Source organism: Thermanaerothrix sp., from assembly GCF_056331585.1.
This window is the reverse complement of sequence record NZ_JBWGPQ010000010.1, coordinates 63,691-76,074: the sequence shown is the minus strand read 5'-3', so window position 1 is coordinate 76,074 and position 12,384 is coordinate 63,691. Positions and strand designations below refer to the sequence as shown.

Annotated in this window: 11 protein-coding genes and 1 pseudogene; 6 read left to right on the top strand and 6 right to left on the bottom strand. The window is 51.0% G+C overall.

Annotation, left to right across the window (positions count from 1 at the left end; all coding sequences use genetic code 11):
* Together AC01YT_RS05675 and AC01YT_RS05670 are read left to right on the top strand one after the other, a co-directional pair.
* Nucleotides 1–399 (top strand): annotated as a pseudogene (locus tag AC01YT_RS05675) (hypothetical protein); the annotation flags it as partial.
* A gap of 314 nt (nucleotides 400–713) precedes the next feature.
* Nucleotides 714–2,396, top strand: a complete 1,683-nt coding sequence (locus AC01YT_RS05670) for an ABC transporter substrate-binding protein (protein WP_476673502.1) — start codon at nucleotides 714–716, stop codon at nucleotides 2,394–2,396.
* Between the two features lie 28 nt (nucleotides 2,397–2,424).
* Here AC01YT_RS05670 and AC01YT_RS05665 read toward each other — a convergent pair whose 3' ends face one another.
* Nucleotides 2,425–2,970: a polyhydroxyalkanoate synthesis regulator DNA-binding domain-containing protein gene (locus tag AC01YT_RS05665; protein ID WP_476673500.1), complete on the bottom strand. Its 546-nt coding sequence runs from the start codon at nucleotides 2,968–2,970 to the stop codon at nucleotides 2,425–2,427.
* Between the two features lie 9 nt (nucleotides 2,971–2,979).
* On the bottom strand, nucleotides 2,980–3,336 hold the full coding sequence (locus tag AC01YT_RS05660) for a phasin family protein (RefSeq protein ID WP_476673498.1): 357 nt from the start codon (nucleotides 3,334–3,336) through the stop codon (nucleotides 2,980–2,982).
* 191 nt (nucleotides 3,337–3,527) lie between these two features.
* On the opposite strand from AC01YT_RS05660, the gene rplI reads away from it, so the two are divergent.
* From rplI to AC01YT_RS05640, 4 genes are all read left to right on the top strand, one after another.
* Nucleotides 3,528–4,046, top strand: a complete 519-nt coding sequence (gene rplI, locus AC01YT_RS05655; protein ID WP_476673496.1) for a 50S ribosomal protein L9 — start codon at nucleotides 3,528–3,530, stop codon at nucleotides 4,044–4,046.
* 91 nt (nucleotides 4,047–4,137) lie between these two features.
* The gene (locus tag AC01YT_RS05650) at nucleotides 4,138–5,520 is read left to right on the top strand and encodes a RodZ domain-containing protein (protein WP_476673494.1); all 1,383 of its coding nucleotides are present in this window, start codon (nucleotides 4,138–4,140) and stop codon (nucleotides 5,518–5,520) included.
* Nucleotides 5,517–6,845 (top strand): 30S ribosomal protein S12 methylthiotransferase RimO, encoded by a 1,329-nt coding sequence (gene rimO / locus AC01YT_RS05645; protein WP_476673492.1) that lies wholly within the window; start codon nucleotides 5,517–5,519, stop codon nucleotides 6,843–6,845. Before AC01YT_RS05650 ends, rimO begins: the two co-directional genes overlap by 4 nt.
* A gap of 14 nt (nucleotides 6,846–6,859) precedes the next feature.
* A complete protein-coding gene (locus AC01YT_RS05640) occupies nucleotides 6,860–8,389 on the top strand; it encodes a hypothetical protein (RefSeq protein WP_476673490.1) in 1,530 nt (509 codons plus the stop codon).
* A 4-nt stretch (nucleotides 8,390–8,393) separates the two neighbouring features.
* Here the strand turns inward: AC01YT_RS05640 and AC01YT_RS05635 are convergent, their stop codons facing one another.
* The 4 genes from AC01YT_RS05635 to AC01YT_RS05620 form a co-directional block, all read right to left on the bottom strand.
* Nucleotides 8,394–8,912 carry a hypothetical protein gene (locus tag AC01YT_RS05635; protein WP_476673488.1) on the bottom strand — a complete coding sequence of 173 codons (519 nt, stop codon included), beginning with the start codon at nucleotides 8,910–8,912 and terminating at the stop codon, nucleotides 8,394–8,396.
* Entirely contained in the window at nucleotides 8,909–9,910 is a 1,002-nt protein-coding gene (locus AC01YT_RS05630) for a hypothetical protein (RefSeq protein WP_476673486.1), read from the bottom strand. Before AC01YT_RS05630 ends, AC01YT_RS05635 begins: the two co-directional genes overlap by 4 nt.
* A gap of 104 nt (nucleotides 9,911–10,014) precedes the next feature.
* Complete coding sequence (murJ, locus tag AC01YT_RS05625) at nucleotides 10,015–11,550, bottom strand: murein biosynthesis integral membrane protein MurJ (RefSeq protein ID WP_476673485.1); 1,536 nt, start codon at nucleotides 11,548–11,550, stop codon at nucleotides 10,015–10,017.
* A 9-nt stretch (nucleotides 11,551–11,559) separates the two neighbouring features.
* On the bottom strand, nucleotides 11,560–12,375 hold the full coding sequence (locus tag AC01YT_RS05620; protein ID WP_476673483.1) for a ZIP family metal transporter: 816 nt from the start codon (nucleotides 12,373–12,375) through the stop codon (nucleotides 11,560–11,562).
* Nucleotides 12,376–12,384 lie beyond the last annotated feature (9 nt).

Sequence of the window (12,384 nt, the reverse complement as noted above, 5' to 3'; positions counted from 1 at the left end):
TCGCTGGTGCGCGCCTATGTCGGCTATGGACGGCTGGACACGGTGGAACAGACCCGTTTACTCAACCAACTCTACCACAAACTCTGGCTGTACCACAACTTCTTCCAGCCTGTCCTGTGCCTGCAAGAAAAACGCTTCCTCTCCAACCAGACGCCTGCCAAAGTCAAGCGCATCTACGACCCTGCCGTGCCACCCCTGGAGCGGCTCATCCAGGCCGGTGCGCTCTCGCCGCAGAAACAGGCGGCCTGCCTGGCTCGCCGCGAGCAAACCAATCCCATGCGCTTGCGCGAAGAAATCCAATCTCTGACTGACCGCCTTTCCCGCCTGCCCTGTGCTCCAGAAGGTCAGGTGGAGGATGTTCGCTTGACCCTGCAACAGCAAGAGAGTTCCCATGTCTGATTTACCTGCCTGGCCATTTGCTGTCCAACCTTTCGTAATACACTATGGCCTACCCCCCCCGAAGACGAACAGGCCATATGGTTCTATGGCGGTTCGTCTTTTCTATTCCACGTTTCCCAGAAAGGAGAAGGCCGTTCGGTAACATTATCTTTTGGTAGAACGATCGCTGTTCGGTAACATTATCTTTTGGCTTGACACGGGGTGTACCTTTTTATCACCTTACCAATCTGTCAAGTGCAAGAATGATACAATCCCTTATAATCAAAATGTAAATTTTTCCAACGGCTTCAATTTCTCTCTCAGGATAAACATTTATGAAGCATGTCTTTAATCATCGCCGACGATCAGGATTGTGGAAATTCCTATCCTTTATAGCGATTTCCTTATTTACATTTCTAATAACCGCATGCCAAAATGGAATTTTTCAGATTGTTCAAGGTGCGGCTCCTCCCGAACTTTCACGAGCCTATACCAACGATTGTTCTTACGGTGGGTTGATTAAATCCATTGAAGCCCTAGATCTCTCTACCGTGCGTATCACCTTGTGTCGCCCCGATGCCGCCCTCCCAGCCAAACTGGCTTATCCGGTTTTTGCTATTCAGGATAGCGACTATTTGAACCATTACAAAGGAAATTCACTTGAATTAAGTCGAGTTCCCAATGCCAGCGGTCCCTACCGTCTCTCACGCTATGATCCCGGGCAGCAAATCATTTTGGAACGCAATCCTGATTATTGGGGTGTACCACCTAAAAGTCAAAAGATCACCATCAATTGGTACGAATCCGTAATATCACGGATCGTTTTACTGCGTAATGGAAAAACCGATGCTATTGACAGCCTAGGCGCCAATTTTCTACCTATCCTCGAAACCTTCACCGATATATCTCCAATCTACCAATCGGCCCTAAACGTCACTTATCTGGGATTTAACAATCGTATGCCACCTTTCAACGATGTGCGAGTGCGCACCGGAATCGCCCTTAGCCTGAATCGCCCCCGTTTGCTTACCTATGGTTTAGCCTCTGATTCAATACTAGCCAATCAATTCCTCCCTCCTGCCATGAACCTTGGATACACGCCTGGTTTGAATTGGCTGGATTACAACCCCAAGGAAGCCCAAGACTGGCTAAAGCAAGCCGACTTTGATTGGAATCAAGAACTGGTTTTGGTTTATCCATCAAACCCACCTTTGGATGCCCCTTATGTAGAAATGCTGGCCCAACAGATAAGGTTACAACTCAACTCATTAGGGCTAAAAGTAAAACTTTTGGCGCTCGATTCAGCAGCCTATAGCCAGGTGTTGCGTAATGGAAACGCTCCCCTCTTTTTAGCCACCTGGAGCGCCACTTATGCCGACCCCGATGATTTCTTCTCCCGGGTCTTTATTTATGAGGCAACTCCCCTGGGAGATCCTTATCCCGAACTGACTAGGTTAATCCAACAAGCAGCACAAACATCTGATCCTCAAGAACGCCAGAAGTTATATGATCAAATAAACGAAACGATTATCAAATTAGTCCCGGCGATACCTATTGTTCATACCAACGGGATTTTTGCCTTCCGGAATACTATTCAAGGACAACGCATTGGACCGATTAACGAAAATTATGAGGAAATGCGGTCCGTTAACGGCCAAATCCGAATCACCCAGACACGCGAACCGGCCTCATTATGGCCCGCAGACGAAAGTGATCCCAACACCCTCCGGGTTACGCGCTTGCTTTACAGCAATCTAGTGGAGTATGAACCAGGTGGTACCAATATCCGCCCCGGATTAGCCGAAGCCTGGGAGGCCAACCCCGAAGCCACCGAGTGGACCTTTTACCTCCGTTCAGGTGTTCGCTTTGTGGATGGTTCAACGCTAGATGCCAATGATGTCGTCGCTACGCTTAGTGCCATGTGGGAGGAAAGTAACCCTAATCACGTAGGGCGTAGTGGACGGTTTGAAATATTCCAGCGCTTTTTTGGTGCCTTCATTCCCCAAGCACTACACTAACTTAGAGGACATTAAAACCTCCTAAACACTAAGCCTTAGGAGAGCGGGCGAGAGCATCCACCGCCCTCTCCAAGGCTTCCAATTCACGCCACAAGTGCTCAATTTCGGCGCCATGCTTTTCTGGCAAGGAAAAGGTAGTTCCATGACTTGCCTCAACGAGATTCGCAATGTCAGGATCCAGCAAACTGATTAGCCACCGTTCGAACTCTTCTTCGCTTAGATCCCCTCGCGCCTTAAGCCGTTCAAGTCGGAGGCGTATGTGGCGGTTAACAAATTCCTGCGGCGCTAAGAAAGCCTGTAAACTTTCACCAAGGTCTTCTAACCGCGCCTCCCCGATGCGGATCAAACGCGTCAGCAATGCTCTGGGAATCAATCCTCCCAATCGCCGTTCCTGATCCACAATGACTTGCGCTAGAGTCATTGTGGTTAAATCCTGGCCACTTTCATGATCCACAACCCTAACGGCATCTCCATTGGCAATATAATCGGCAATATCTTCAAGCGTCACATAACAACGATTGACAGTATCGTAAAGTTTGCGGTTGTTGTAGCGCTTGATCTGTATCTCTCCCATGTCGCTTGTTTATCCCTGCTGCTTTCGTAATTCTTCGATGCGCTTCTGTAATTCGGTAATCTTTGCACTTAAGGCTTCAATATCTGCCTTGGTTACAGGGCTGGCCGCACCTATCTCCGCCTGTTTCGCCTTGCGCTCCCGTTCCAAGCGTTCGCGTTCCTCCAAAACCTCCTGGATTAGGCGACGAGCATCACGCTCCACAAGTTCCCCTTTCTCAACCAATCGGTTGATGAATTGAATAATCTCATCTTTTGCTAGAGCCGCAGCGCCAATGCCGGCCAGCAAGATTTTACGGGAAAGGTCATACCACGTTGGTGTGCTCTCACGTTCGGTCTCAGACTGGGTTTCCGCTTTTGTCCGTGCCATAAATCACCTCCGTTTTTGCGTATAACGCAATGCGTTATTAATAATATAATGCAGCGCGTCACAACTGTCAAGCCTTGAAATTTGACGAATCTCTAACCTTCTGGTAAAATCCGCCTGCACCGGGTGTTGTACCCTTCACCACGGGCTGCCATTCAGGCATATAAATCCATTCACAGAAAGGGCTTGAAAACATGAAGGTATTGTTAATCAAGGATGTTTACAAATTAGGTCGTGCAGGCGACGTTAAAAAAGTAGCCGACGGCTATGCCAGAAACTACCTGATCCCGCAAGGGCTGGCAGTTCTGGCCACACCGGGCGCGCTCAAGCGGGCCGAGATCATCCGGGCTCAGGCCGCAGCGCGGCGCGAGGCGCTGAACAACGAATTGAGTGGTGTCGCCCAGCGTATCAATGGCTTAGTGCTGACATTTGCCGCCCGCGCTAGTGAAACTGGCAAATTATACGGTTCGGTCACGCCTCAGATGATCGCTGAAGCCATCAATCAAAAGTTGGGCACCCAGATTAATCGCCACCAGGTAGAAACCGAACCCATCCGCACCCTGGGCGAACATTTTGCCCGTGTGCGCCTCACTGTAGACCTTTTGCCCGAGGTGCGCATCATCGTCCATCGTGAGGGTGAGGTTGTTGCCCTCGAATCAGAAACCACTACCGAAGAAAGTGCTCCTCAAACAGCTGATCAAACCACCGCTTAATCCTTATGAGTTGTAGCAACATACCTAACCGGCCAGAACCAGCTCTGTGCTGTCAGGCCGGTCTTTTTTTGGACTTGAAGAACAGGATTCTATGACCGATTCGGTTGGGTCCCTTCTAAAAAAGGCGCGGACTGAGCGCAACATCTCGCTGGAACAAGTATCTCAGGCGACCCACATTCGTTTGGCTTATTTAGAGGCCTTGGAAAGCGATCGTCTAGATCGTCTCCCATCCCAGGTCCAAGCCCGGGGTTTTTTGCGCCTTTATGCCAATTATTTAAAGATCCCCGTACAACCCCTGCTTGATCTTTGGGAAGGAAAAACCGAAACCCATTCGTCTAATTCGAATCCTTCTCTGTATCCGCTTGAATCCGAGCAAATTTTACCCTCAACTCCTATTGTAGAAACCACTCAACCGGAGACGCCGCCTCTTTCAACACCCCCTTCAGAACCTAACCAAATAAAGGCGGAGAATCTTCACCCAGAGTCATCATCCCAACAAATCTTTCGCGAGATCGGGCGCGCTTTGCAAGACCAACGGGAGCGTTTAGGCTTAACCCTCGAAGAAGTTGCCTCCGCCACCCATATTCGCTCCCGCCATCTCGCCGCACTTGAAAACGGGCAAATGAACCACTTACCCTCACTGGTTCACGCCAGGGGTTTGCTTCAAAATTATGCCAACTTTCTGGGCGTAAACGAGGATCAGATCCTTTTGCGTTTCGCAGAGGCTTTGCAAGAGCGACGTTTGGAGCAAACCCGAAAACATCCTCAAGAAACGATCGCTCATGAAAATCAACACGCTGATACTAAACCCCGCGAGGGAGATCTTCCTTGGCGACGCATTCTCTCCCCTGATTTGATCATGGGATTGTTCTTCATTCTCTCATTGCTTGGGTTCACAATCTGGGGAGCCTTGCGCATCTCCGCCGCTCAAAAAGCCCGCACCCAATCCACCCCACCGGCCATTGCCGAGGTTTTAGCCCAAGTACCAACTACTCTGGCTCAATCACCCTCCCCAACTCGGGGCACAGAGATTACGGCGGTCGTTCCTGAAGATACCGAAACCCCGGTTGCAATCGAAACCATCCCAACCAATGCCCTACCTACCGCTATTAGCAACGCGCCACTTCAACTCAATGTGATCGCCCAACTGCGTGTCTGGATGCGGGTGGTAGCCGATGACAAAATCGTGTTCGAGGGGCGTACGATTCCTGGGCAAGCCTACGCTTTTGGCGCCAAACAGCGTATCGAATTTAATTGTGGCAATGGCGCCGGCGTTCGACTTGTTTTCAATCAATCCGACCTTGGAAACCCAGGTGCCATGGGAGAGCCAATACGCTGGATTTTCACCGCAGAGGGACTTGTAACCCCTACCCCACAAATTACAGCCTCACCAACTTTTACTCCTTCACCGACGTCCACTCCTACACCCACACCCCTTCAACCAACGCCTACCATTACCCCTTTGATCCCATGAGCGAAAAAACGTTTTATCTAGTATCCCTAGGTTGCGCCAAAAATACCGTGGACTCGCACTCCATGGCCGCACTGCTCCAGCGCGCTGGTTATGAAGCCGTGGACAATCCCCGCCAAGCCCAATTCCTCATTGTGAATACTTGTGGATTCATCCAGCCTGCCCGCGAGGAATCTATTAAAACTCTTTCCATGCTAGCCCGAAAAAAGCGTAAGGGACAATACCTCATTGCGACAGGGTGCCTGACTCAGCGCTACCGCGAACAAGTTGCCCGCGACGTGCCAGGTCTCGATGGCATGCTCGGAACACGGCGCTGGATGGATATTTTAGACCTGGTCGAACGATTAAACGCCCATCCTCTGCAACCGCTTTACCATTTACCTGACACCCCTACTGTAGGTCGCGATGAACGTGGCGTCTTACGAGCCGCGATACAAGGCGCCAGCGCTTATCTCAAAATCGCCGATGGTTGTCGGCGTCCATGCGCCTTTTGTGCTATACCGTTGATCAAAGGCACCTTGGTTAGTCGCCCGATGGACGTGATCCTCGAAGAGGCGCGTCAGCTTCAGGCCGTCGGGGTCAAAGAACTGATTTTAATCGCTCAAGACACCACCGATTACGGCCACGACCTAGGATTACGAGATGGGCTAGCGTTACTGCTCGAAAATTTGGTCAAAACCGTACCCGATATTCCCTGGATCCGCCTTCTCTACACCTACCCTGGCGCAATCTCCGACCGGCTAATTGAATTGATGGCGTCCCAGCCCCAAATCGTTCATTACCTGGATATCCCTCTTCAACACGCCCATCCGGATATCTTACGCAAAATGCGCCGCCCAGCGAATATTGATTGGGTTTATCGGACCTTAGAAAAAATGCGCCGCGCTATGCCTGACCTGGCCATTCGTAGCACCTTTATCGTTGGTTACCCTGGAGAGACCGAGGCCGAATTTCAGACCCTGCTCGATTTCCTGGCCGAGGTGCGGTTGGATCGCGTCGGAGCCTTCACATTCTCGTTTGAACCCGGTACGGCCAGTGAGCCCTTAGGCGACCCTGTTCCCCCCGAGGTCAAACAAGCGCGTTATAACCGGCTGATGGAACTTCAATCCCAGATTTCCCTTAGAATTCATCAATCTCTGATCGGCAAGCACTTGGAAGTGCTGATTGAGGGCGCCAACCAAGACCTATCCGTTGGACGGTCGTATCGTGACGCACCCGAAGTTGACGGGCTGGTGTTGGTTCCTGGACAGTTCAAACCCGGCGAAATGATAAGGGTTACAGTAGATAGCGCATTGCCCAATGACTTGATTGCATATCCTGCTTCCTAGCCTCTCAAACGAGTATGCGTGCCCACTCACGATGGATCCTTGTTCTGGCGCTTGGCACCGCGTTACTAGCAGGTGGTTTAACCTTAGCGGTAACCACCAATACGTTTGAGGGTGTTCCCCATCTTGAAGATGAATATGCGTACTTGTGGGAAGCGCAGGTCATGGCACGAGGTGAAATCAAAGTACCTTCGCCTTCGTGCCCACGCTGTTTTTTGGTACCCTTCGTGGTAGATTACAATGGATTCCGTTTTGGCAAGTATCCACCCGGGTGGCCTGCCGCACTTTCCCTTGCCCTGCGCCTAGGATCCTTAACGACGCTGAATGCACTCTCGGCTACAGCCTGCACGTGGTTAACCTTTCGGCTGGTGAGTAAAATTTCTACCCCGATAGAAGGGTTGCTAGCGGCATTGCTAATAGCCACGTCCCCATTTTTCCTGATAAATGCTGGCTCCCTGCTCTCACATACTTTTTCTTTCTTCCTCACCTTATCCTTTGTCTCTGCCTGGTTGGATGCAATCGTCCCATCCTCTCGCTCAGCGATCATAACCATTCCCCTGGCCGGGCTCAGTTTGGGATTGCTTGCCCTGACCCGTCCGTTAACCGCTTTAGGTATTGCCGTGCCCTTCATTGCCCACGGTTTATGGCTCCTCATTCGGGGAAAGGGAGTACTTCGCCGACGGGTCCTGATCATTGGCGCTACAGCCGGGGGAATTGCCTCGCTCTTATTCCTCTGGCAATACGCTCTTACAGGTAACCCCTGGCTTAATCCCTATACCCTGTGGTGGCCCTATGATCGAGTTGGTTTTGGCCCCGGGATCGGCTTACATCCTGATGGTCATCAACCCTACTACGCTTGGGTTAACACAAAATTTAGTCTACGCGCCGGCAGCAGCGATCTTTTTGGCTGGGGACGGCTCTCGTGGCTCTTTATGCCGGTCGGTGCATTCGCTTTACGCAAGAATCGTTCTGCTTGGTTACTTATCGCCCTTGGAATAAGCCTAATTTTGGCTTACGGTTTTTACTGGATCGGTGCCTGGGTGTTAGGGCCGCGTTATTACTATGAAGGCATGATCAGTGCCACTCTACTTACGTCGGCTGGAATCGCTGCTTTGGCTGGCAAACTTCCCAGCTTTCTACAACCCTTGCGAGCACGTGTTCTGGGATACTTGCGGTTTATCGCTGTCACAGCCCTGGTCATGGGACTAATCCTTGCAAACTTATGGTTTTACCTCCCCCAGAGATTGGGACAATTACATGGACTTTACGGTGCCTCGCGATCACAACTCGCCCCTTTTGAATCCCCCTCCGCCCAAGCCCTCACACCGGCGCTGGTGATCGTCCACATTCGCGAATCTTGGCGTGAATACGGGACACTTCTGACCCTAAGCAACCCCTTTATGGACAGCCCTTTCCTTTTCACCATTAGTCGCGGCGAAGAGACCGATAACGCCTTAGCACACGAATTTTCCGCGCGAAAAATCTGGCACTATTACCCAGACACCCCATATGCCTTTTACACCGCCCCCCGCCCTTCCGAACCTTAGATTCTCAAGATACCCTCGCCCAAGCGGTGAGCAATAACACCAGGGCCGAGAATGCTAAATTAAGCCGCCACAGCCAGGTCTGGCGACGGTATAATTGCTCTCTCCTCGCTCCATCCACCATTCTCCCTATGGAAAGCAAATAATTCAATCGTCTCCATTGGGGCATCACTCCCCAGGTTATCCCTATGCTCACGAAAACCATGCCCGCCACGGCCATGTGTTTCAGGAAAATTGCCACTGCCCAGGTATTCTCAATTACCAGAAAGCCCTGATAAGCCGGATGAGCGCTCATTTGAAACAATCCGGTAGCCGTCAAGACCGCTAAGGCAACCCATCCAATGCTTTGCAAACGCCGTAATAATCGCTCATAAAACGAAAAGTAAGCGGTTTCCGCGAGCATAGACCGGGACAAAGGCACAACAATGAGATTAATCACCACCAATCCCCCAATCCAGACCACCGTCGCCACCATATGCAACCAATACGTGAAGGTCAAAGCCCAGGAGGGAATTTCTGCACTCATGATGTGGGGGTTGTTTCAGGGGTAGGTGTATCTGAAGGAGCCGGCAAAGTCACGGTTCCAGGTGTAGGTGTTCCGGTTGGAGTCGGTTCCGCATCGGGGGGATTGGCACACCAATTTCTCACTGCCTCAAGCGTGGGCTGTACTTGAGGGTCTGGCGCAATGGCGAGGGCGTTCTCATAGTGTAGTTGCGCCTCGCAGTATTGACCTTGGGCTGCCAACTGATCCGCATATTTTATCGAAGCAATCCTAAAACGCTCTGTAGCTGTCATGCCCGAACCATCGCGTAAATTAGGTAAAGCGGGATAAATTTGAGAGAAATAATTTACCACCCGCGCCCAATCCACCCCCCAAAAACTTGCAGCAGAGAGATACTGCCGTGCCCAAATGCGATAGTTTTGAGCATCTACATCCAGCGGCGCAAATCGTTCTGCCAGGGTGAGATTATAAATTCCCACCTCTAACAATCCGTCTTCTAAAATATTCTTCACCCCCAAATTGCGCAAGGCTAGATAATACATGCCGTCTACATCTACCGCTCGATAGGTGAGATTCAATTTGCGCAGCACTTCGATCGTGTCAATCGCTGTTTGCCAGTCTTTGTCTAAGAGGGCTTGTTGAATTTGAGCAAATAGTTCTTCTTCCTTACGCGTATCCGGCGTGGGTTCTTGAGTGGGAGTGGGAGTAACGGTAGGGGTCATTTGCGAGGTCAGTCCCATCATCGCCTGAGCCAGGCCTTCCATCGCGCCTGGAAAATCTGGCTTGAGCGAGAGGACATATTCAAAGCGTTTACGCGCTGAATCAAAACGACCAGCCGCCAGATCTGCCACACCCAATTGATATTGTGTAGCAGCGACAACGGCTTTCTGATTTTCCTCTTCCGCCAACCGGTCTTGTAAACTGGCCTGGTAGCCCAACCATCCACCTAGCAGGCCAGATACAACGATTACTCCCAGTGCCAGTAAAACCCAGACCCACCATCGGATTCTATGCTGGCTCATTGGTTCTTCTGACACTTCATTTACTTCGCGTGCGTTTTTATTAATGTTCTCGTCACTGTGCGCTGTCATCATGGCCTATATTATACCGTAGGGTTAAGCTGCGCTCATAAACGAATTAATAACCGCAATTCTTGCCATATCCAGGGCAAAACCAATATTCCTCCCACTCCCATTAGACCTATCGCCCCCCACAGAGAATTCCCTACCTGAACCAAACTTTGTCCAAAAAGAACAGCACCCCCACCAATAAACGCTGCTACAACCGCTCTCAGAACCACAGGCGTAACCATGATGCGATGATTTAAGGTTCGTGTCAACCACAGGGTCAGGATGAGCGCTTCTATCGAAAAGGCCATTGCATCGGCAAGACTGATCCCCGGTGCACCTAACCAGCGGTAGAATTGCGTCCCAGCCAAGACATAGACACCCAAGGTAATTCCTGCCCCAACCAATGGAACCCATGCATTTTGCCGTGCATAGAAAGCCCGCACCATAATTTCTACGATGCATTGCCCCAATAACCCCAGCAAATAGGCTTGCGAAACTCGCCATAGCAAGTCCGTACCTTCTTTACCAAAGCCAAACACCATCTCCAAAACAGGGCGCATCCCCAAGCCCAAGACAACCGTCAAAGGGATGGTTATTGCCACTAAAACCCGCACTGCTCTCTGAATGCTATCGCGGAAACGCTCGCTCTGATCTCGTGCCATCTGTTCAGAGAGGGCAGGCAAGAGGGCGGTACCCAAAGCCGTCCCGATCAATGTTTCCGGCACTTGAAAAATCATCCAACCATATGTGAGGGCAGTAACTGCACCAGTTACTAACCGAGACGCCAGATTATCGCGCACGATAAAGATCAATTGAATGCATAAGACCGTAAGTAAACGCGGTCCCATCAACCGTAGCACCTTGCGCACCTCGGGGTTTCCCAATCCCAATCCAGCCTGCCAGCGAAATTTATATCGTATCAAACCTGGCACTTGAATACCTAGATGGAGTAAAGCCCCCAGGATCACACCATAAACCAACCCGTGTACCCCCAAGCCCAGAGCCGGAAGGGTCATCCCTCCTAGAGACAAACCATGTTCTGGGGCTAATATCACAGCACCAAAAATTTGGCCCAGATTATAAAAAAGGGGTGCCACCGCTGGTAGCAGGAAATGCTGGTGAGCCTGCAAAGCCGCCATGACTAACCCACTCAGCGAGAAAATCACTGTAGCAATAAGATTGAGCCGCATCAGGGTAATTACAAGACGCTGTTGCTCCGTGCCAAAACCAGGCGCAATACCCAGTTCCCAAGTGACTAAAGGGTGTGCAAAAACACCCACTAAAACGCCCAGCAACGCGGTAACGATAAACGCCAAATTGGCAATTCGGCTGAATAACTGCCAGGTTTGTTGTTCTCCGTGTTGAGTAAGGGTTTCGGTTAGCACGGGGATGAAAGCCATTGCCAGAGCCCCACCTGAGATCAAGGCAAATAACAAATCAGGCACATTGTTAGCCACATTAAAGGCATCCAGAGCTTCAGATAGGCCAAACTGGCGCGCAATCACCACCTGACGGATGAACGCGGCCACCTTATCTAAAGCAAAGAAACCGCCTACTAACAACGTATTCCGTGTGACCCGGCTTAAACGCATCAGCTCGCCTCACCCAAGCGCAACATCCAGCATCATCATGAGCGCAAAGCCCAACATCACCCCAATGGTAACCACATCAGAATGCCCCCCGGAATGCCCTTCAGGGATTAATTCCTCAACGCAAACGTAAATCATCGCTCCGGCAGCAAACGCTAAGGCATAAGGTAACAATGGACGCACCATAAACACTGCCAGTGCCCCGATGATACCCGCCAGAGGCTCCACAACGCCAGAAAGTTGTCCCAGGAAAAAACTTTTCCATCGCGATATGCCTTCTCGCCGCAAGGGGGCCGAAACCGCCAACCCCTCGGGAAAATTTTGGAGCCCAATCCCAACCGCCAACGCCACAGCACCCGCCAAGGTTGCCTCTTGAATCCCCGCTGCGGCAGCGCCGAAGGCTACCCCTACGGCTAGTCCTTCGGGAAAATTGTGGAGAGTAATTGCCAACACCAACAATACGCTCCGCTGCCAGGACGTCTTCAGTCCCTCTGCGGAATTCATTGCCATGCCAATATGTAAATGGGGTAAAAGACGATCCACTAAATAAAGAAATGCCCCACCAAGAAGAAACCCGATCACCGCTGGTAACCAACCGGGCACTCCCATATCATGTGACATCTCAATCGCAGGCTTCAAGAGCGAGAAAAAACTTGCCGCAATCATTACCCCAGAGGCAAACCCTAACATTCCATCCAGCAGTCTGCGATTTAACTCGCGTTTCAAGAAAACACCCGCAGCCCCTAAGGCAGTAACCCCCCAAGTGAACAGCGTTGCCAACAAGGCTTGCACGACGGGATTTAGATCTTCCATGAAAGCCAGTGTCATCGCTCATTC